Here is a 23,348-nt window from a genome sequence, read left to right on the forward strand (position 1 = left end):
AAAGTGACTGCAAAAATGCAGCCACTTTTTGTTTTGTTAAAAAGAATTATTGAGCACCAGGGTGTGATGTAAGTGATTTGACAACCTGATCAACTCCTAATGAAGAACCTCTTACCGGTGGATATTCTTTAAATGTAGCTAAGAAGTTGCCAACTACATCTTGTGCAGGTACGAAAAGCCACATATTATCAGCAAACCATCTAATGTACATTGCTGATTCAAAAGATTGTTCGTATGGATCTGCTCGTAAATTAATAGCAATAGGCCACGATGGAGTTTTGCGGTATGCTTCGTTAATGGCACCTTCCATTATTGTAAAGTGTAGTTTCCAATCATTATATCTGACTGCATTTAAGTTTCCTCCTGCATCAAAATAAAAGATCTCTTTACGCGGATTTTCTTCAACTTCACCACTCCAGAGTGGTTTTAAGTTATAACCATCTAAATGAACATTAAAGTTTTTGTCGTCAGCCTTATAACCTTTTAATAGTTTTGATTTAATATCGGGAACTCCTGCTGCTGCAAGAATTGTAGGTAACATATCTTCATGTGAATGTATGTCGTTTGAAATTGTACCAGGCTCAATAACACCATTCCATTTAATACAACAAGGTACTCTAAAGCCACCTTCCCATGTGGTTCCTTTTTCGCCAGCAAAGGGAGTTGTTCCTCCATCAGGCCATGTGAATTTTTCAGCACCATTATCGGTAGAATACATAATCATGGTGTTGTCATAGATACCTAATTCCTCAAGCTTAGCTAAAACACGACCAATTTGTTTGTCATGCTCAACCATTCCATCAGGATATAAACCAATACCAGTTACCCCTATACTTTCTTCTTTTAGATGTGTCCAAACATGCATACGGGTGGCGCTAAGCCATACAAAGAAAGGCTGACCTTGTTTATGTGCTTTTTCGATAAATGCTATAGCAGCATCGGTAAATTCGTCATCGGCAGTTTCCATTCTTTTACGCGTCATTGGGCCAGTATCTTCTACTTTACCATCAGAATATGAATGCAACACACCACGAGGGCCATATTTTTTATGGAACTCAGGATCTTTTGGATAATAATATGTTTCAGGTTCTTCCTCTGCATTTAAGTGATAAAGGTTACCGTAAAACTCATCGAATCCATGATTTGTTGGTAAATGCTCATCTCTATCTCCAAGATGGTTTTTACCAAACTGACCAGAAGTATAACCTTGGGGTTTAAGTAACTCAGCTATTGTAGCTTGGTTTTCCTGAATACCTTGCTTTGAGCCTGGCATGCCAATAGTTAATAAACCTGTACGGAATGGGTGTTGCCCCAAGATAAATGCAGCACGACCGGCTGTACAAGATTGTTGTGCATACCAATCGGTAAACATAGCACCTTCGTTAGCAATTCTATCAATGTTTGGCGTTTTATACCCCATTATGCCATGATTGTATTTGCTAATGTTAGCCCAACCGATATCATCGCCCCAAATAACTAGTATGTTGGGCTTTTTCTTATTCTTTTGGGCTTCTACCGTACCGGTAAGCAGAAATGTAACTGCGAATAGTGCCGCAGTTACTAATGTAATTTTTGAGTTAATCTTCATAATTAAAAAAGTTAGATTTTTATTTTGAGCCACTATTTTCTTGTAGTTTGTCCATCACTTTATCAAGGCTAAAGCTAGCAGCTTCCATTCTAGGAGGGTAAGCTTCGAATGTACCTAAAAATTGACCTACAACTTTTTGTGCAGGAACAAGTAAAAATACATGATCCAGTAACCAATCGTAATAGGTGTTAGAGGTAATGGTAGCCTCTTCAAAAGGATCACGTCTTAAATTAAAAATTAATGGTACACGTAAAGGTGTAAACGGATTAGCCCAGACAGCTAATGTTCCCTCAGTGCGTTGTTCCATAAAAATAAATTTCCAATCATCGTAGCGAAGTGCTGTTAAATCACCATCATCTGAGAAATAGAAAATTTCTCTGCGGGGGCCCTCTTTTACTTCTCCTGTTAAATGTGGTAAGAAGTTATATCCATCTAAGTGGACTTTAAAATTTTTGTTGCCTGCACTTTTACCTTTTAATAATTCATCTTTTATATTATCATTTCCTGCAACTGCAAGAAGGGTAGGGAACCAGTCCATGGTGCTCATTATTTCGTTAGAAATGCTACCTGCTTTAATATGGCCTGGCCAACGAACCATTGACGGGGTTCTCCAGCCGCCTTCCCAGTTGGTGTTTTTTTCACCTCTGAAAGGACTAACTGCAGCATCGGGCCATGAGTTTTTATGCGGGCCATTATCAGTTCCATATTGAACAATGGTGTTATCGGCTATGCCAAGTTCGTCGAGTAAATCAAGTAACTCACCTACGTGCATATCATGCTCTACCATGCCATCACCATATTCATTCTGACCTGATATACCTCTGTGTTCTTCTTTTACATGAGTTCTAAAGTGCATTCTAGTGCCATTCCACCAAACAAAAAATGGCTCGCCACTTTTTACAGTTTTTTTGATAAAATTCTTAGCTGCCGCAACGGTTTCATCGTCGATGGTTTCCATTCTTTTTTTTGTAAGAGGGCCTGTATCTTCAATTTTGCCATCAGCAGTTGAATGTATTACTCCTCGAGGTCCAAAGTTTTTTCTGAAATCAGGATATTTCTTTGGGTCAGGATAATCGGGTAACTCAGGTTCTTCTTCGGCATTTAAGTGATATAAATTTCCTAAAAACTCATCGAAACCATGATTTGTAGGTAAATGCTCATCTTTGTCGCCTAAGTGGTTTTTACCAAATTGACCGGTGCTATATCCTTCCTCTTTAAGCATCTCTGCAATTGTAGGATCCTTTTCGTTGATTCCTTCTTTAGCTCCTGGTAGGCCAACTTTACTCAAACCTGTACGGAAAACACTCTGACCTAAAATAAATGAAGAACGACCTGCAGTACAACTCTGTTCTGAATAGTAATCTGTGAAAATCATACCTTCGTTAGCAATTCTATCAATATTAGGTGTTTGGTAACCTACCATACCTTTTGTGTATGCCGAGATGTTAGCGATACCAATGTCATCACCCCAAATAATAAGAATATTTGGTTTCTTGTTTTTCTTCTGTGCTTCGGTATGCGATGGCACAAATGCTACCGATACAGCCAAAAGAAACGCGGATGCAATCCATCTTTGAGCGAAATTCCTTGTTTTCATTTTGATTATAGTTTAAGTGAGAGAATTATGAGCATTAATAACAATCTGAAATTTCAGATTATTTGAATATCAATTTATAAATAAAAAGTATAAGATGATAGTGTAAATTACTTATTACTAATAAATAGCTCAATTCGTAAACATAATAAATGAAGTATTGTTCAGGATTTATGATTAATTGTGTTTTAAATTAATGTGACCTTCTACAATAATTTGTATAAAATAAACGCATAAAAAAACCAGTGAAGTAATACTCCACTGGTTTAACTTATCATGTGTTGTTATCTTTTTATGAGATAAACTCAGTTCTAATTTCAGACACTTTATTAATTAATTGTTTAAAGGTCTCTTCTGAAATATAGGTTTCAGAATCAGCCTTTATGGTTGTTGTTCTTCTACTTGCATCTGTTTCTGCAATTACATTAGAGGTATTTACAATTTTTATTTGCTCAAAAATATCCTGTAATTCAAGCATTTTATTTTTCAAATATGTTAAATCCTCATTCTCATCATGCGACTCAATTAAGTTTATCACTGTTATTAAAGAAAGCTTTTGATATACAATTCTATCCAATAAGCGTTTGTTGTTTTGCATAGAGCCATTGGTTAATGAAGTTGCTAGGTATAAGCCTTCAATCCATCCACCAACTAAAATTTCGGTTGAAATTATTGGTCTATCATTCTCTTTTAAGTATGAGTGAGAGTTCATGAATGATTCGGATACAATATCAATAATTGCATCTCTATTATTCATGTTCTCTTCAATGTTTTTTAATGTATTTTCATCAATGATATCTAAAATATTTAAACCATCTGCCAGCTTTTTACTTGCAGCCATATACTGAATAGAGCTTTGTGTTTGATCAAATAAACTTGTATAGCTCAAATCTGCACCATAAATACCTAAGTTTACAGCCATCTTTAAATTAGTGCTGTATTTGCTAGCATTTTTTGTTGGATTTAGAATATCTGCATCAAAACGAGCACCTGATTTCTTTATAAGCATTGCTGTTTCAAGAGGAGAGGGCAGGGAGTAGAAAATAAGTTTTGACTTATTGAAATTCTCCATCAATTGAGCATCTACCTTTGATGCTGATTCAATTAACTTTTCTTCTGCTCCTTTTGTTTTTGTTCCACTCGATTGACATGAACTCATCAAGCCTGCCACAACAACAAAACCAAGAGATACAATAAATAGGTGCTTTATTCGCATTTTCATATTAGATAGTTTAAGCATCTTTATAAGATCGTATTAGATATCCACTGTAAACGAATGAAGTATACGCAACGATTCTATTTTTGATTCATTTAGGTGTATTTTTATTTAGAATTATTTTATTCCATTGATGAAAAATACTTCATGAACTGTGCACGTTCATAAACTGCAGGGTTAGGTATGTTTTTATAACTAAGTAGCCCCTTAAATTCATCAACTGTTTTGTAGCCTTTTTCATCCATCCAAAATGATAATTCATTAAGCATTTCAGAAATAACCTTGGCGCCGTTATTATAAATGGCCGAACATACTTGCACGGTTTGGGCACCAGCTAAAATTTGTTTGATGACAGACTCACCATTATGGTTTCCTGTAGAAGCTGATATGTCAATTTGGTCAACCTTATCTGATACAATAGCGACCCAACGTAATGATTTTCTTATGTCAGCGGGTGAGCTAAATACAGAAGCTGAGGTTATTGATAATTTATTGATATCAATATCTGGTTGGTAAAAGCGATTGAATAAAACTACTCCATCGATACCAATTATACTTAATTTATTGATAACGCTTACCAAGTTGATGAAGTTATCACCAAGTTTAAATACGATAGGAATAGATACCGCTTTTCGGATATTTTCCGCAATGGTATAATATAGTCCTTCAATAATTGAAGCTTCAACGTTTTTGTCAGTGTTAACCACGTGCACATTAAGTTCTATTGCATCAGCACCAGCGGTTTCAACCTTTTTAGCGAAGTCAATCCATTCGTCAGATGAGAAGCAATTGATACTTGCAATAATTGGAATATCAAATTTTGCTTTAGCATCGCTAATTAACTTAAGATAATCGCCAACTGAATTTTCTTTTGTATAACCCGCAATTAAATCGTGAGCTTCTGGGTAATCAACATCACCAGAGTTAGAGATTTGTTTATTGATATCGTGGTTAATTTGCTCTTCAAATAAAGATTTTAAAACAACTGCTCCTGCTCCTGCATTCACAACTTTTTCTATCTGATCAATGCCTTTGGTTAAACCAGAACTGCTTACAATAATTGGGTTTTTAAGCTTTAAGCCGAGGTATGTTGTATTTAAATTTGACATGGAATATTTTTGAGATGTTAACTAATTGAACAAATATAATTGTTTTTCAAAACTAATAACCTGACTTGCAGATAAAATATTAAAGAGGTAAAATTCTTTTTATAACTAGAAGTATTCTTTATGTAAAACACTCGATTATGTTGAGGATGTATTATAATTACGCCCTTCTTAATTTGCTAATTATCTGGCTCCGAATATTGAACTGCCTACTCTAATCATTGTGCTACCGCATTCAATTGCAAGTTGGTAATCGCCAGACATGCCCATTGATATTTCTTTAAAATGCTCGTTATTACTGAAATACGTTTGCTTAAAGTTATTGAAAGTATCTCTTAAAGAGCAGAATTCCTTTCTTACTTGTAGTTCATCTTTTGTATTGGTTGCCATTCCCATCAAGCCAGATATCTTTATATTGCTTAGTTCATTGATGCTGCCGCTTTCTAATAATTCAGTGATCTCATTTACTGAGAAACCGAACTTTGTATCTTCTTCGGCAATATGTACTTGAAGCAAGCAGTTAATGGTTCTATTGTTTTTTACAGCCTCCTTATTGATAGCTTTAAGTAGTTTATAAGAATCGACTCCATGAATTAAAGATACAAAGGGAGCAAGGTATTTTATTTTATTGGATTGTAGGTGTCCAATGAAATGCCATTCTATATCTTTTGGCAACACTTCGTATTTGGCAACTAAATCCTGTACTTTATTTTCACCAAATATGATTTGACCAGCATTAAAGGCTTCAATAATATCACTATTGGGTTTTGTTTTACTCACGGCAACAAGTGTGGTGGTAGAGGGGAGGGTATTTTGTATTTTTTCTATATTATTTGCTATCGACATTTTATGAATCTTTGTTTCTACAAAATTACAATATTCCATAAAAAAAGAGAGAACAACAGTCCTCTCTTTTTTATTAAATGCATTTTCTACTTTAATTAGTCTAATTTATGAATTACTAATCCCGATCGTAATTTCGGTTCAAACCAGGTTGTTTTCGGAGGCATAATATTACCAGTATCTGCAATGTCAATTAATTGTTGCATGGATACAGGATACATGGCAAAGGCCACTTCCATTTCTCCAGAATCTACTCGTTTTGCCAATTCACCAAGACCTCTAATTCCTCCAACAAAATCTATTCGTTTATCCGTTCTTAGATCTTTAATGCCTAAAAGCTCATCTAAAACAAGGTTTGAAAGTATGGTAACATCTAGTACGCCTATTGGATCACTGTTGTTAAAAGTACCTTCTTTTGCTGATAACTTGTACCATTCTCCTTTAATATACATAGAGAATTCATGTAGCTTAGATGGTTTTACGATCTCTGTAGTGGCCTCACTAAGCTCAAATTTATCAGCAAGTTTATTAATGAATTCTTCTTTTGAGAGTCCGTTTAAATCTTTTACAACTCTATTGTAATCGATTATTTTTAACTGCGTATCTGGGAAATGCACGGCTAAAAAGAAATTATATTCTTCATCACCTTTATGGTTTGGGTTCTGTTTCTTTTTTTCATTTCCAACAAGTGCTGCGGCAGCTGTTCTATGGTGTCCGTCTGCAACGTAGGTAGCAGGCACCTTTGTAGCAAATAGGGTTTCTATTTTATTGTTAGTTACCTGATTGTTTATCACCCAAAAGTGATGACCAAAGCCATCTTCAGCCACGAAATCGTATTCTGGTTTTTGTGAGTTTACAATCTCAGCTACTAGCTCATCAATTTCGGCTACAGCTGGATATGTGAAAAACACAGGTTCAATATTGGCATCGTTAATTCTTACATGAATCATGCGATCTTCCTCTTTCTCTTTACGAGTAAGTTCGTGCTTTTTAATAATGCCATTCATATAATCCTCAACCGCAGCGGCACCAACAATACCATATTGCGTTCTGCCATTCATAGTTTGTGCATAGATGTAGAATTTGGCTTCTGTATCTTGCACCAACCATCCTTTTTGTTGGAAGGATTTAAAATTAGCAATAGATTTATCGTAAACTGCTTTAGAGTGGATATCTGTTTCGTCAGAGCAATCAATCTCGCTTCGCGTAATATGTAATAAGGAAACCTCTTTTTCTTCGGCCATTTTTTTAGCCTCATTACGGTTCATTACATCGTATGGTAAACAAGCCAAATCTTGTGCTATATTTTGTGGTGGACGTAATCCTTTAAATGGTTTAACTATTGCCATAATAAATAGATTTTAGTTTTTTAGTTGATTACCACAATATATTAAGAGTTGAGTTATGTTGTTGCTGATAATTATCAGATGAAATTGTGAAAAAACGATGACTTTAAGCATAAAAAAAGGCTGTTGAAAATTCAACAGCCTTAAATATTATAAAGCAATTCTATTACTTGTTTACTTTAAAAGTTGTGTCTCCATTATTGATGAAGTTCACAATTTGGTTAGCAGCAGCTACACCTGCATTGATATTTGCTTCTGAAGTTTGAGCACCCATTTTCTTTGGAGTAAAGAAAAATCTTCCGCCAAATGGAGCGTAATCATTTTTGTTATCAGGAGCAATATCAGAGATGTAAGAGAAGTCTTCTCTTTCCATCATTAATTTAATCATATCAGCTTCGTGAATTACTTCTTTACGAGCAGTGTTAACTAAAACAGCATTGGCTGGCATCGTTTTTAATAAATCGTAGTTGATAGATTCTTTTGTTTTTTCTGTTGCAGGAATATGTAATGATACATATTGACAAGTAGAATAAAGCTCTTCCATTGAAGCAAGAGGAGTAACACCATCAGCTTTAATTACAGCATCGTCAACAAACGGATCGAAAGCAAAAACTTCCATTCCCATTCCTTGAGCAATTTTAGCTACGTAAAGACCTACATTTCCATAGGCATGTATACCAATTTTCTTTCCTCTTAACTCAGTTCCTGCAGTACCATTGTATGCGTTACGAGCCATAGCAATCATCATTCCGAATGCAAGTTCAGCAACAGCATTTGAGTTTTGCCCTGGCGTATTCATGGCAACCACATTTTTAGCAGTACAAGCCGCTAAATCAAGGTTATCATATCCAGCACCTGCGCGTACTACAATTTTAAGGTTTGAAGCAGCATCAACCACTTCTTGTGTAACTTTATCAGAACGAACAATTAAAGCATCTGCATCTTTAACAGCTTCTAATAATTCTGATTTGTCAGTATATTTCTCTAGTAAAGCAAATTCAAAACCTGCTTTGTCAACTATCTCTTTAATTCCTTCTACAGCAACCTTTGCAAATGGTTTTTCTGTAGCTACTAATACTTTAGCCATTTTCTTTTTGATTTAATCAGGTAAGAAATGAAGATGGTTGTTATAAACCATCTTCAATTAATATATTCTAGTGCTTAGATGCAAATTCTTTCATTGCGGCAACTAATACTTCAACACTTTCTTTTGGTAAAGCATTGTAAGTAGATGCACGGAAACCACCAACAGAACGGTGACCTTTAATACCAACACATCCTTTAGCTGTGGCCAACTCCATAAAGTCTTTTTCAAGCTCTACGTACTCATCGTTCATCACAAAACAGATATTCATTAAAGAGCGATCTTCTTCAGCCTCAACAGTAGCTTTAAAGAATTTGCTGCTATCTATCTCATCGTATAATAATGCTGCTTTTTCAACATTTTTCTTATTCATAGCTGCAATACCACCTTGGTCTTTTAACCACTGTAGTGTTTGTTGCGCTGCAAATACAGGAAGAACAGGAGGGGTGTTGAACATAGACTCTTTACCAATGTGAGTTCTATAATCTAACATTGTTGGAATTTGACGATCAACTTTACCTAAAGCATCTTCTTTTACAATGGCAAAAGCAACACCTGAAGGAGCTAAGTTCTTTTGAGCACCACCATAAATAATGTCGTATTTTGAAATATCAATCTGACGAGAGAAAATATCAGAAGACATATCTGCAACTATTGGCACATTTACATCTAAGTCAGTTTTAATTTCTGTACCATAGATGGTATTGTTAGTTGTAATGTGTAAATAATCAGCATCAGAAGGAACTTCAAATCCCTTAGGGATATAATTGTAGTTTTTATCTTTTGAAGATGCAACCTCAACAACTTCACCAAACAACTTCGCTTCTTTTTGAGCTTTTGCTGCCCAAGCACCAGTGTTTAAGTAAGCCGCTTTTTTATTCATTAGGTTATAAGGAACCATGCAGAATTGAGTACTTGCTCCACCACCAACAAAAACCACTTGGTAACCAGCCGGAACATCAAGCAATTCTTTTACAAGCGCAATTGCGTTATCCATTACAGCTACAAATTCTTTAGAACGATGGGATACTTCCATTACAGATAATCCTGTTCCTGCAAAATTTAAAACTGCATCCGCAGTATTTTTAATAGTGTATTCCGGTAAAATAGAAGGACCGGCGTAAAAATTGTGCTTTTTCATGTTTCTAATTTTTATTTGTTGGTCACAGGCCTGAGCTTTCATTTGCAAAGGCGGGGAACTGTTACATTATATTTAAATGAGCAGTAAAGAACAGTGCATATTATCAAAGTATCCTTAAAGCATATTTAATTTTACATTAAATTTTACACCTATTTAATAGGTGCTTTTAATTTTAAGTGTGCAAAAGTAAAAAATTAATGAACTAAAATCTAGTAAACAAAGCGAAAACATTATTGCACTCTGTTAGTTAATTAGGCTTTTTAGTATCAGTTTATTAATATTTGCATTCAATTACTTGCTACTAAAAAATTGCAAGTCAGAACTATGTGATAAAAGTCATAATTATTCAAGGGCATAATTAATTAAAGAAAAAAAACTTTAATTTTTTTAACCAGACCATCATTTCCTTCTTTTGAACTCTAAATAAAAGGTAGTTTACAGATTTCTGCTTTCAGTTTTCTCTTTCTAACAGCAATATAAATCTCAGAATGCTCTTTGGTATATTCAGTAGAAATATAACCTAAGCCAATGCCTTGTTGTAGTACTGGTGATTGTGTTCCTGAAGTAACAATTCCTATTTTATTACCATCTGCATCCACAATCTCATAGTCTTTTCGTGGTATTCCTCTATCGATCATTTTAAAAGCCTTTAATCGCTTGGTAATACCACTTTGTTTCTGATTGCTTAAAAACTCTTTATCAATGAAGTCCTTCTCATCAGTAAACTTAGTAATCCATCCTAATCCAGCTTCAAGTGGTGATGTAGTATCGTCGATATCATTACCGTAAAGGCAGTATCCCATTTCTAAACGGAGGGTATCTCTTGCTCCCAATCCAATTGCTTGTATTCCGAATTCTTCGCCTACCTCAAATAAAGCCTCCCAAATTTTAGATGCATCCTTATTATACATGTATAATTCAAAACCGCCTGCACCTGTATAGCCTGTGTTAGAAATTATTACTTCATCAACACCCGCAAATGTGCCAACTTCAAAATTGTAAAACGGAATATTAGATAAATCAGTATCCGTAAGTTTTTGTAATAATTCAGTAGCCTTTGGTCCTTGTATGGCTAGTTGAGAAATATCGTCGGAAGCATTTTGTAATTCGGCATTCATTGTATTTTGAAGCACGCACCAATTCCAATCTTTCTCAATGTTAGAAGCATTAACTACCAATAGGTATTTTTCATCGCTGTATTTATATACTATTAAATCATCAACAATTCCTCCTTTTCCGTTAGGGAAACATGAGTATTGTGCTTTGCCAATGCTAAGTGTAGCAGCATTATTAGAGGTAACTTTTTGTATAAATGCAAGTGCATTAGGTCCTTTAACCCAAAATTCGCCCATGTGGGATACATCAAATACTCCAACAGAATTACGAACTTGCATGTGTTCGGTATTAATTCCAGAATATTCAATTGGCATATCATATCCTGCAAAAGGAACCATCTTTGCCTTTAGTGCAGTGTGGTATTTGTGAAAAGCCGTTGTTTTCATTAGTTTTTTAATTTTTTGGATTAAATAATGTGTTCTTAACAGACAAATTTAGAGATTGTTTTTTTGAACAAATATGACTTAAGTTGGTATGAATGTTAAGAGTCTTATTCAGCTAGAGTTTTATAAAAAATGTTAATTAGTTATAAATATTGTTTTTTAAATTCAAAATACTTAATTTGAACAAATCGTTTCTGAATAAAACGTTTATTTTTACACGCAAATAAATTAAGCCTATTTAAAGATGGAATATAATCTGATAAATCTTTCTTACTTGGAAGAGGTTGCAGATGGCGACACAGAATTGATTAAAGAATTGATAAATATATTTATAGACCAACTCCCTGAATTTATTGATGGTTTTGATGAGGCAGTGCAAGAAAGCGATTGGTTAAAAATTGCCGCAATTGCACATAAAGCCAAGTCTTCTGTTGTATCGATGGGCTTAAATGAGTTGGGTAATGTTGATTTAAAAAATTTAGAATTACTAGCCAAGCAAAGTAGAATTAACCAACTGAATGAGGTTGGGATAAGTACTGATTCAGAAAAAACCGAGTTTGAGGCTTTAAGTAAAGGTTTAAGTGAATATCCGGAGAAACGGATGGAGTGGATTAAGGTAAATTCTAATATAGGAACCATTAAGGAACTTGTGAATAAGTTTGGGAAAGTAACAGAAGAGGTTACTGTTGAACTGAATCAAGTTTTATGTAAAAGCTAATAATAAAATGATGATAGAAACTAACGAAATAAATGGGGTTATTGTTGCCCAAGTTAAGGATTCAGACAGGATTAATGCAGTGGTTGCTGACCAAATTAAAGCTGAGCTTACTGAGAAGGTTTCAGTTGAGGGTTCTGAAATTGTTTTAAATCTGTCCAACATTAAGTTTATTGATAGTACAGGTATTGGAGTACTAATTTCAGCGTTGAAAACAGCTCGACAAAATAATAGCACTTTTAGCTTATCTAAGATTCAAGAAGATGTATTGAACTTGTTAAAGCTAATGAAGCTAGATAAAGTATTTGATATAATATAAGGTGCCAAATCACCTTATAAAAGCACAAGGGTTCAGTTATAATATATAGCTGAACCCTTTTTTATTATTTGCCAATAGCTCTATTTAATTTGCCAGATACTAACCCTTCGGTATCAATTTTTGAGTTGGTAAATCCGTAAGCTTTAAGTTGAGCATTAACGGCAGTTTCATTTTCAATAAGCTTACCAACTTCATTGTTAGGTACCTCAATGCTCGCAGTTCCTTTATTGTAACGTACTCGCACATCTTTAAAACCAAGTGAGTTAATATAGTCTTCAGCTTGTTCTATCATATTAAGCTTAGGAATGGTAATAGCTTCACCATACGGAAAGCGGCTGCTTAAACAAGGGCTTGCCGGCTTATCCCATACAAATAAATTAAAATGTTTACTCAGTAGCCTGATGTCTTCTTTTGTAATTTCACAATCGGCGAAGGGACTTAATATTTGGTTTTCGTTGGCAGCATTAATACCTGGGCGATAATCGCCTAAATCGGTAAAATTATTACCATTGGCAATTTCAAAGCTTATATAACTTTCCTTTATCAGGTGATGGATGGCATCGTATAAATTGGTTTTACAGAAGTAACACCTGTCAACCGGATTTGCGGCGTAATTAGGATCGTTAATTTCGCCGGCATTAATTTCTTCTAATTTTATATGGTAACTGTCCGCAAATTTTCGGGCATCTATTAAGTCTTTTTGCTTTAAGCTCTCCGAATTGCTAATTACTGCAATGGCATTTTCAGCACCCAAATAATACTGCCCTAAATAGGCCGCTAAACACGAATCTACACCTCCCGAAAGGGCAATTAGTAGTTTAGGATGTGCTTTATACCAAGTTTCAAGTTTAGTGAGTAATTTATTTATTTGTGTATTCATTGTAGTTGCATTATCAAATGAAATGCCAAAATACGGAATAATTTGGAGGGTAGCATTTTTATTCGACTTCGATTATTTATTTTATCAGTTCTATCGTCTACCGTGCTCTTAATTGTGGCGTGGTATGTACAGTGTATATGCCCAAATATATACTGTAAATTTAAAGGAGCTTAATGCAAGGTGTTGTTTAATTGAGGTTTGTACTTTATTACTATTTTATTATTTTAGTATAAAATTAACCCAAACATAATCAATATCTAGTATGATAAGTCAAAACAATCAGCCATCCCATTCAAGTATATTTCCCATTTTTATTTTTTATAAGTCAGTACCAGTTTCAATAGAGTACATGCCTTAGGTGTTTGAGTAGCAAGCAAAAGTTTAAGCACTGAGTAAATGTTTCCCCAACATTTTTTTTAAACCCAAATTAACAAAAGCAAAAGCTTTTTTATTAACCCAATAGCCTGTATTCGGGCTATTCTAAAACAATAATTATGAATAAAAGTAAATCATCTTTTACCAAGTCTGAAACCCTTATGGGCTGCCTAGTAGTGGCACAGCATTTTAATAAAGATGTGAAAGAATTATCAACGGTACGAACCGTGTGGACACCAGAATACAGTGCTGATTTGTTGACGAGAGTAGAGGGATTGATGTCTACCGCATTAGGCAAACAAAGTAATGCAGAGCAGAAAGATGCTACTATGCAGTTAGTAAATTTGCAGGGGGTAGTAAATCGGGATGTTTCTTTTCTGAAAACGCAAATTGAAGTTGATTTTGGAGCAGATGCTCCTTTAGTATTGGGTAAGTTGGCCATACCCTCTCAGTTAAATAAAGTAATGGCTAAACAAGAAACTATTATTCAGTTTTTAGCTCAATTAGAACAAGGTATGACAGCTGAATTGAAGCAGCAAATTATTGAAAAAGGAACCAACGAGGCGCTTGTTGATCGTATCATAGCATATGGTTCTCAGTTTAAGCAGTACAACTTAAACCAAGAAGTGCTAAAGAATGACACAAAATCAATATCGGCCAATACTATGGCTGATATTAATGAAGTGTTTACTGAAGTGATGGGTATCTGTAAAATTGCCTCACGTTATTACCAGTTTGACCCTATAAAAAAAGAGCGTTACACTTTTTCTAAAATTGTAAGTTCAATGGGTAATACTAAAGGTAAAGCTGAAGAGTAGTTTTTAATTAAGGATTAGTTAAGGCTTGCATAAGAAATTGTGCAAGCTTTTTTTGTGGCAAATACCTCGGGTTTAATGGGACTAATTTATTTATAATTCACGGCTAGCGAACGAGCCCTCTGTGTGGCTCAACTTTATGGTAACTGCTCTTTCAAATAATACGAGCTTGTCACCATATAGGTAAGCTTCTGAATTATGGAATTTATAATTGCGACTCATCGGTTTAATTTGCTACACGTGGGGTCACTGAGGTAGCCTGGGTTTGATGGGACTTACATTAGGGTTCTTGATGTATGCTTTTTATCTCACATAAATTGTCTTTATGTAATTAGATTGTTCTTAATGCTACTTAGGATTCTTATTGGCACTCTAGATATATCTATGAGCATACTTCGTATTTGTATAATAATACTTGGTTTGTACTTAGTTTCTTTTGGTAGGTGTACTTTTGTTCTTGGTTTTTACTATGTCTTACTTCGATACTATATTCTTTTGACTAGATAGTACATAATGCCTCTTGGTGAGCCTATAATTGTTCTTGGTTTGTACTTTATTATACTTCTATACTATGTTCTTTTACTTCGATAGTGCATAATGCCTCTTGGTGAGTGTATAATTGTTCTTGGTAGAGAGTTTCGTTCTTAGATAAAAAAAAGCCCGAAGGAGAATTTCCCTCGGGCTTAATAATATAATGTTTTAAATAGAATGTGTAATTGTTAAAGAGAAGTATGTAGCGGTATTTGCTACTAACTAAGTACTAACAACTACTAGCTTTTACAGCTATTAAGCATTCTGCTTTTTAATTAAATTAAGTGCGCTACCATTTTTAAACCACTCAATTTGCTGAGCATTGTAAGTGTGGTTGGCAACAATTACATCTTTGCTTCCATCAGCATGAACTACCTCAAGGTTTAATGGCTTACCAGGTGCAAAATCTGCTAAATCAGTAAAGTTGAAAGTATCATCCTCTTGAATTAAATCGTAATCGGCTTCTGTAGCAAATGTAAGACCTAACATACCTTGTTTTTTAAGGTTTGTTTCGTGAATACGTGCAAAGCTTTTTACCAATACAGCTCTAACCCCTAGGTGGCGAGGCTCCATGGCAGCATGCTCACGAGAAGAACCTTCACCGTAGTTATGGTCGCCCACAACAATGGTTGGGATACCCGCTTCTTTATACTGGCGTTGCGTAGCAGGTACTTCGTTATACTCGCCTGTAATTTGCGATTTTACTTTGTTGGTTTCGCCATTAAACTTGTTAACCGCACCAATAAGCATGTTGTTTGAAATATTATCAAGGTGACCACGGTATTTTAACCAAGGACCAGCCATTGAAATATGATCAGTAGTACATTTACCTTCAGCTTTAATTAAAAGCTTGGCACCTGTAATATTTGATCCATCCCACTCGGCAAAAGGAGATAATAATTGTAAACGATCGCTCTCGTCAGATACAATTACTTTAACGCCTGAGCCATCGGCCGAAGGAGCTTGGTAACCTGCATCTTCAACCGCAAAACCATTTACTGGTAATTCGTTTCCTGTAGGAACTTCTAATTTAACTTGCTCACCTTTATCATTAGTTAATGTATCGGTAATTGGGTTAAAACCTAAATCTCCGGCAATAGCCAAAGCTGTTACTAACTCAGGAGAACCCACAAAAGCAAATGTATTTGGATTACCATCGGCACGTTTAGCGAAGTTACGGTTAAACGAGTGTACAATGGTATTTTTTTCTTGTTTCTCAGCACCCATACGCGCCCACATACCAATACATGGTCCGCATGCGTTAGCAAATACCACACCGTCAATTTTCTTGAAAGTATCCACTAAACCATCACGATCGATAGTATAACGTACCAACTCAGAACCAGGAGTAATAGAGAATTCAGCAGCAGCTTTTAAGCCTTTGTCAACAGCATCAGAAGCAACAGATGCTGCTTTAGAAATATCTTCGTACGATGAGTTGGTACAAGAACCAATTAAACCTACCTCAACTTTTAAAGGCCATCCGTTTTTCTCAGCTTCAGCCTTCATTTGGCTAATAGGCGTAGCTTTATCCGGAGTAAATGGTCCGTTTAAGTGTGGTTCAAGCTCATCAAGGTTAATTTCAATTACCTGATCAAAATATTTTTCAGGAGAAGTATAAACTTCAGCATCAGCTTTAAGTACGTCGGCAGCATTGTTGGCAGCATCAGCTACATCATCACGATTAGTGGCACGTAAATAACGTTCCATTGAGCTATCGTAGGCAAACGTAGAGGTAGTTGCACCAATTTCAGCGCCCATATTACAAATAGTACCTTTACCAGTACATGAAAGAGACTCCGCACCGTCGCCAAAATACTCAACAATACATCCAGTACCACCTTTAACTGTTAGGATACCTGCTACCTTAAGAATAATATCTTTAGGGGCAGCCCATCCGCTTAATTTACCGGTAAGTTTAACACCAATTAGTTTTGGGAATTTAAGCTCCCAAGGCATACCAGCCATTACATCAACCGCATCGGCACCGCCAACACCAATGGCAACCATACCCAAACCACCTGCATTAACAGTGTGTGAATCGGTTCCAATCATCATTCCACCCGGGAATGCATAATTTTCTAATACCACTTGGTGAATAATACCAGCACCTGGTTTCCAAAAGCCAATACCATAACGGTCGGTTACCGAACTTAAAAAGTCGTAAACCTCTTTGTTGGTATCCTTGGCATTTTTTAAATCAACAGTAGCTTCTGTTTTGGCTTGAATAAGGTGATCGGCATGAACAGTTGAAGGAACCGCAACTTTGTCTTTACCAGCTTGCATAAACTGTAATAGAGCCATTTGTGCTGTTGCATCTTGCATAGCAACACGATCGGGATTAAAGTTTACATATGATTCGCCTCTTTTGTAGGCCTCTGTAGTATCTTCAGCAAGGTGAGCGTAAAGAATTTTTTCGGTAAGTGTTAGGGGTTTACCAAGAAGGGTGCGGGCTTTATTCACCTTTTCTCCCATTTCTTTATAAACCTTCTCAATCATTTCAATGTCAAATGCCATATCAATTTCTTATTAAGTATTATGTACTTTGTTTAAAGCTGTGCTTATTTATAGCGCACTATAATGTTACACTCGAGCAAAATTAAGAAAAAATAGAAAATAAGTGCGATATGTCATATTTATATATTACACTTAATAACTAATTATTTTTGCACACCGTTATAACCACTTTGTAAACAAAATGTTTAAAGCTTTAATGAGGTAATTGATTATTTGTAGCGAAGTTGTATTGAAGCGGGAATAATTAGCTTTTTGCTTTTTTCCAAACTATAATAAACGGCTCGTTTGATTGAACACTAAGCTTAATTAATTCTTTGTGATCTACAGAATTTTTTGATTGTTTTAAATGATTGCCCACATATTCTAAATCGGCATGGCCTGAGATGATCTTTGTAGTTAAATCAGGGATTAAGCCGTAACCGGTAATTATTTTACCTCCCTCAACATATAAAACACCCAATATATCACCATTATCTACGTATTCCATCCTATAGAAAAAAGCATCATCACCTTTTTCAAGTTTGATAGACTCAATAATGTTTTGATTACGTTCCTGCAGACGATCTAGTTCCTGAGCAGAGATGCTCTCTGCAGACGGGGTTTCTAATTTAATAACTGCATTCATATTGATAATGTTTTATGTTCTTAATTCAATCTTCTATTCTGCATATTGGCCAACTAATCTTGTAACAAATCCATATTCATTACTTAGTTGAGTGTCGTTTTAATGTAGTTAAGTTCACAAAGTGTTATAAACTATTACTCAAGTAACGTGCCAATATTTCAATTTTATCCGATTTCATTATAAGCGTGTTACGATAAACTGAAATTAATGTTACGATTTGAATTGTGTAGTTATGATGTTTTATCGCATGTTCGTGTAAATATCTGGGTAATTAGTGTAAGCTAGAGTAGTTTTTTTTTACCATTTAATTGAAAATAATATTAAATAATTAAATGCTTGCTAAGCTTCATTTGCACAGAGTTTTATGTGCTCGTTGTTGTGTTTTGTTGATAAAGTTTATTAAAAGGAGTGTAACCTAAAGTAAAGTTTTTATGTACAAAAGAGAAATGGCGTTCGTGTAATGAAAATAGCGATTTGTCAAAACTAAAACTTCTTTTATCAAACCTCACACAAAGGTGTAGGTGATGTAATGCAGGGTTTGCCTGTATTATGTAAGTTAAAATAAACGCTAATTTATAACCTAAATATACCGTACAATGAAGTGTTTACATTTTTTTGCGCTTTTAATATTATTAAGTTTAAATATTACTCTTTATTCTCAGAATGATAAAGAATTTTGGTTTGTAGCACCTGATATTACACATCTGCATGGTGATGATCCCTTAATTATTCGAGTAACAGCATTCGATAAGGATGCTGAGGTTAGTGTTTCTATGCCTGCCAATGCAAACTTTAAAAAGCAAACAGAAAAAGTTTCTAAGAACAGTCAGTTTAGTTTTGTTGTAAAAAAAACAGATGTTGAGAATCTTCCTGTTGATAAGGTAAATAATAAAGGCCTATTTATTGAATCTACTGAAAATGTATCGGTTTATTACGAAGTTGCCAATCAGGGTAACCCTGATAAGTTTACGCTTAAAGGGGAAAATGCCTTAGGAAAGGAATTCTTCGTGGTTTCCCAAGATGATTATCAAAACTGGCCTGGGTATAACGGAGAGGCTAACGAAAAAGCAGATATCGTAGCAACTGAAGATAATACCATTGTAACAATTATTCCCAAAGTAAATGTTACAGGGCATAAGGCAGGTGTACCCTATACTATCAATCTAAATAAGGGTCAGACTTACTGTATAGAATATAGAGATATTAGTCATAAAGCCTCTTTAGCAGGTACTTATATTAAAGCGGATAAAAATATAGCAGTAACTATTTCTGATGATTCTGTGAATGAATCAAGCCACCCGCATGATCTTATTGGAGACCAAATGATTCCTACATCAGTTATTGGCTATGAATATATTGCCGTTAAAACTAGTGATCAGACTAACGCAACTCAAAAGGTTTATGTACTTGCCACTGAAGATAACACTCATATTTTTATTGATGGGGACAATTCTAAAGTAGCTAGTTTAAATAAAGGTGAGTTGAAGAGTTTTCATATTACCAATCATGCAATTCATATTAGAGGAACAAAACCTATATATGCCTATCAGTTATGTGGTTTGGTTAACGTTCATGGTAACGGAACAGCCAATGAGCTTGGCTCGGCTTTGCTACCTACCATCGAATGTACAGGTTCTTCTTTTGTATCCTTCACAAGAATATTTGCACGATTATTTTGGGTTCAGATTTTGGCAAAGGAAAAAGATTTGAACCATTTTATAATGCGTGATGAGAATAATAATGTTGTAGATGATATTAGTAATTTAAGCTGGCACAAAGTTGCGGGTACTGATTCTGGCGATAGCGATGATACTTGGTATTCTGCCATTATCGATTTAAACATTACAACCGGAGTACCTTATACTATTCAAAATACCAATGGATTGTTTCATTTAAGTGTTCTCGATGAGAATGACCCTAGCAGTGGCCCTGGTAGTGTGAGTTATGGTTACTTCTCTTCATATGGTAGAATGAAACTTCAAGGACCAACGCAGGAGTGTGTTGGTAATGCTATTGAGTTAAGCGCTAGTGCGCCTATGGATACTTATCATTGGCATTCAGAGGCATCTAATGGAGCCGTTATCTCAACTGATCCTACAATTCAAGTTACTGAATCGGGTAGGTATTGGTTAACAGCAGAAACTCAATTGGGAGGTTGTGAAATTACAGATAGTATAGATGTGGATTTTATGCTACCAGAAGTTGATCTTGGTGATGATGTTGAAGTTTGTCCGGGAGAAACGGTAACACTTACAACGCAAGCAGGCTATCAAAATTATAATTGGAGCAATAATGCCACAGGTAATAGTACCACTGTAACCACCTCGGTTGGTTCATCGGAAACCATTAGTGTTGAGGTTACTGATGAGTTGGGATGTATGAATTCTGATGATGTTTTAGTTGAGGCTTTGCCTTTACCGCTTATAACACTTGATAAAACATCGGTATGTGCAGGACAAGTGGTTACAAATACAAGCTTAGCTGAAAAATACGAGTGGGAATTTGAAGGGCGAATCTTAAATTCTGATTTAACTCAAAATTTCATTATACCTGAAAGATCGGGCGATTATACCATAAGGGTTTGGAATGCTGAAGGCTGTATGGCTTCACAGGTATTTACAATAACTGTAAATGCGCTTCCTGTTATTGCATCGTTAGATCAAATCTTGTGTGATGGGGAGGCAGGAACTTTTACAGCTCCTACAGGTACAGGATATACTTATTTATGGCATGATGGATCTACGGCTAGTAGTTTTGTACTAAGCTCTCCAGGTAATGTTTCTTTAACAGTAATAGATAATTTAGGTTGTGAGGCTTCAGGTCAAGGTAGTTTATCTTGGTACGCCCCAAGTTCTATTGATTTAGGTGAAGATAGGGAAGAGTGTGCAGGGGTATCTTTAGAAATAGAAGAGCCTAACCTATACTCAAATTACCAATGGTCGTTTATTAAAGAGGGTACAACAAATGAGGTGATATTACCAACTCCAAGCCCTGAACATATTTACGAGATAGTAAATTCAGGTAGCGATAATAACGGAAACTATATTGTAAATGCTTTAGATAATAATGGATGTCCTGTTTCAGATGGCGTTAATGTTGCATTTACGAATACACCTGCTCCAACAATTACACCCGATAGAAATTTGTGTCAAGGTAATACGGTTGAATTGGTAGCTTCAGGTGGATATGATTCATATGTCTGGTATAAAGATGGTGTAGATATGAATGTATCGAGCAATCAAAATAGGGTTACCTCAACAGGGGCTGGAAGTTATATTGTTGAGGCAACTTTTGCGGGTTGTTCTAAGCGAACAGAAGTTGATGTGATTGAGTATGCTAACCCATCAGTTACTTTAGTTAATGATTTTAATATTTGTGATGGAAGCTCTGTAGATATTGAAGTGTCTAATTTTACGGATGGAGATGCAGTGTTCGATTATTTGGTTTGGAGTAATGGAGTAAGAGAAAATGATTATAATACAGCTTCAATGCGTGTTAATGTAGCTGGTGATTTTTCTGTAACAGCCTACGATAAAAATGGCTGTTCTGATACCGACCAAGTTACAACTTCTATGGTATCTCCTGTTAACGTTGATTTAGGAAATGATATACCAAGCTGTTTAGGAACATCGGTTACGCTAACTAACCCAGTTTCGCCAGTTAATAGTTATAAGTGGTTTAAGGTAGAAGCTACAGGAGATATTGAAGTTGCTGATAATTCAGATTATATCACCAATGTTGCGGGTACTTATTTGTTAAAGGTTGAGGATATAAATGGTTGTGAAGCTCAAGATGATATTGTGCTAAGTAGCTTGCCATTGCCAGTCCTTAGTTTAGGTGATGATGTTGATTTTTGCGGCGCGTCATATACAATTGAAGTGGATGATCTATATAATGCCTATGAGTGGAATAACGATCCACTTTTGAATACGCATCAGCTAGAAGTTGTAACCTCTGGCACCAATACTCTAAAGGTTACAGATTTAAATGGCTGTGAGGCGAGCGATGATATCGATGTTACTTTAAATCAATTACCAGTGGTTACTTTAGATTATACACAGGCGTGCGCTGGGGAAGATATGTATTTAAGTGTAAATGGAAGTGCTTCCAATACATATTCATGGTCTACAGGCGAGAGTACTACTTCAATAAAAGTAAACCCAGGAACATATTGGCTCGATGCAATTAATATTGAAGGATGTACAACACGTGTTCAAGAAAGGGTGAATTGGTTTCCTGTTCCAAAAGTATCCTTAGGTCCTGATGCCATTGTTTGCCCAATGCTTTCATTGGAGGAGTTAGATGCAGGTAGTGGTTATGCTTCATATTTATGGCATACAGGCGCTCGTACACAAGTGATTTATCCAACTATATTAGATACAGTTAATATGGTTACCGTGCGTGATGGGAACGGTTGTAGCGGCTTCGCAACCAAATCAGTAAAACATAAAGCTTACGAAGGTCCAAAGTTAATATCAGATACAACAGTTTGTGAGTTTGAGATTATAGAGCTTGATGCAGGGCCTGATTTTATCAGTTATAGATGGAACGATGGTGATGAATCGCAACTAAAAACGGTTGAAGAGGCAGGGCAATATATAGTTGAAGTATCAGATGAGTGTTATATACATACTGATACTGCTAATATTGTACATTATGAGTCGCCTGTAATTGCGAGGCTTGATACAAGTATCTATGCTCAAGTTGTAGTCTTTGCTGAGGGAGGTAGAATACCTTACACCTACAGTCTAAACGATGGTTTCCCTCAAAATGAGAATGTCTTTAAATCCTTAGAAAATGGAGATTATACCGTATATGTAATAGACAGAAATGGATGTACTGCTGAAAATGCTTTTAGTATGAACAATGCGTTTGATGTTGAGGTTCCTCCATTTTTCACACCAAATAATGATGGTATAAACGATCGTTGGGAGATTGATGGAATTGATCGATTCCCAGATAGTATCATTAAAATCTACGACCGCTACGGTAAACTCCTTATTAAATATAAAGCTTCTGCCCCAGGTTGGGATGGAAGGTATTTAGGGCAGCCAGTAAAAACTGATGATTACTGGTATGTAGTGGAATTAGTAGAGGTGAAAAAAGCTTTAAAAGGGCATTTTACTTTAAAAAGATAATTATTAACCAACCATA

General features: G+C 35.4%; 16 protein-coding genes. 4 read left to right on the forward strand and 12 right to left on the reverse strand.

The annotated features are described in order from the left end of the window. Positions 1–46: 46 nt before the first annotated feature. The 9 genes from QMO11_RS17100 to gcvT form a co-directional block, all read right to left on the reverse strand. Positions 47–1,588 (reverse strand): arylsulfatase, encoded by a 1,542-nt coding sequence (locus QMO11_RS17100; protein ID WP_282038663.1) that lies wholly within the window; start codon positions 1,586–1,588, stop codon positions 47–49. Between the two features lie 19 nt (positions 1,589–1,607). Next, positions 1,608–3,185: an arylsulfatase gene (locus tag QMO11_RS17105; RefSeq protein ID WP_282038665.1), complete on the reverse strand. Its 1,578-nt coding sequence runs from the start codon at positions 3,183–3,185 to the stop codon at positions 1,608–1,610. Positions 3,186–3,474: 289 nt separating this feature from the next. Beyond that, positions 3,475–4,404 carry a hypothetical protein gene (locus QMO11_RS17110; RefSeq protein ID WP_282038666.1) on the reverse strand — a complete coding sequence of 310 codons (930 nt, stop codon included), beginning with the start codon at positions 4,402–4,404 and terminating at the stop codon, positions 3,475–3,477. Positions 4,405–4,520: 116 nt separating this feature from the next. Beyond that, on the reverse strand, positions 4,521–5,507 hold the full coding sequence (locus QMO11_RS17115; RefSeq protein WP_282038668.1) for a dihydroorotate dehydrogenase-like protein: 987 nt from the start codon (positions 5,505–5,507) through the stop codon (positions 4,521–4,523). Positions 5,508–5,687: 180 nt separating this feature from the next. Further along, complete coding sequence (locus tag QMO11_RS17120; RefSeq protein ID WP_282038670.1) at positions 5,688–6,389, reverse strand: YggS family pyridoxal phosphate-dependent enzyme; 702 nt, start codon at positions 6,387–6,389, stop codon at positions 5,688–5,690. A gap of 56 nt (positions 6,390–6,445) precedes the next feature. Beyond that, complete coding sequence (locus QMO11_RS17125; protein ID WP_282038671.1) at positions 6,446–7,696, reverse strand: DUF1015 domain-containing protein; 1,251 nt, start codon at positions 7,694–7,696, stop codon at positions 6,446–6,448. 163 nt (positions 7,697–7,859) lie between these two features. After that, a complete protein-coding gene (locus tag QMO11_RS17130; protein ID WP_282038673.1) occupies positions 7,860–8,780 on the reverse strand; it encodes an NAD(P)-dependent oxidoreductase in 921 nt (306 codons plus the stop codon). 67 nt (positions 8,781–8,847) lie between these two features. Next, entirely contained in the window at positions 8,848–9,918 is a 1,071-nt protein-coding gene (gene serC / locus QMO11_RS17135; protein WP_075602951.1) for a 3-phosphoserine/phosphohydroxythreonine transaminase, read from the reverse strand. Between the two features lie 419 nt (positions 9,919–10,337). Next, positions 10,338–11,420, reverse strand: coding sequence for a glycine cleavage system aminomethyltransferase GcvT (gene gcvT / locus QMO11_RS17140; protein ID WP_282038675.1), 1,083 nt, complete (start codon positions 11,418–11,420; stop codon positions 10,338–10,340). Between the two features lie 241 nt (positions 11,421–11,661). Here gcvT and QMO11_RS17145 point away from each other — a divergent pair, with 241 nt between their 5' ends. Then, positions 11,662–12,135 carry an Hpt domain-containing protein gene (locus QMO11_RS17145; RefSeq protein WP_282038677.1) on the forward strand — a complete coding sequence of 158 codons (474 nt, stop codon included), beginning with the start codon at positions 11,662–11,664 and terminating at the stop codon, positions 12,133–12,135. A gap of 10 nt (positions 12,136–12,145) precedes the next feature. Beyond that, entirely contained in the window at positions 12,146–12,451 is a 306-nt protein-coding gene (locus tag QMO11_RS17150; protein WP_282038679.1) for an STAS domain-containing protein, read from the forward strand. A gap of 64 nt (positions 12,452–12,515) precedes the next feature. On the opposite strand, the gene larE is transcribed toward QMO11_RS17150, so the two are convergent. Continuing rightward, entirely contained in the window at positions 12,516–13,331 is an 816-nt protein-coding gene (larE, locus tag QMO11_RS17155) for an ATP-dependent sacrificial sulfur transferase LarE (RefSeq protein ID WP_282038681.1), read from the reverse strand. A 494-nt stretch (positions 13,332–13,825) separates the two neighbouring features. Between larE and QMO11_RS17160 the strand changes: the two genes are divergently transcribed. Then, entirely contained in the window at positions 13,826–14,524 is a 699-nt protein-coding gene (locus tag QMO11_RS17160; RefSeq protein ID WP_282038683.1) for a hypothetical protein, read from the forward strand. Positions 14,525–15,307: 783 nt separating this feature from the next. On the opposite strand, the gene QMO11_RS17165 is transcribed toward QMO11_RS17160, so the two are convergent. Both QMO11_RS17165 and QMO11_RS17170 read right to left on the reverse strand, forming a co-directional pair. Next, a complete protein-coding gene (locus QMO11_RS17165) occupies positions 15,308–17,569 on the reverse strand; it encodes an aconitate hydratase (protein ID WP_282038684.1) in 2,262 nt (753 codons plus the stop codon). A gap of 244 nt (positions 17,570–17,813) precedes the next feature. Next, positions 17,814–18,194, reverse strand: coding sequence for a hypothetical protein (locus QMO11_RS17170; protein ID WP_075602957.1), 381 nt, complete (start codon positions 18,192–18,194; stop codon positions 17,814–17,816). A gap of 596 nt (positions 18,195–18,790) precedes the next feature. Between QMO11_RS17170 and QMO11_RS17175 the strand changes: the two genes are divergently transcribed. Continuing rightward, positions 18,791–23,332 carry a T9SS type B sorting domain-containing protein gene (locus QMO11_RS17175; protein WP_282038686.1) on the forward strand — a complete coding sequence of 1,514 codons (4,542 nt, stop codon included), beginning with the start codon at positions 18,791–18,793 and terminating at the stop codon, positions 23,330–23,332. Positions 23,333–23,348: the final 16 nt, after the last annotated feature.

It is taken from the genome of Saccharicrinis aurantiacus (genome assembly GCF_947489045.1).
Classification (GTDB): domain Bacteria; phylum Bacteroidota; class Bacteroidia; order Bacteroidales; family Marinilabiliaceae; genus Saccharicrinis; species Saccharicrinis aurantiacus.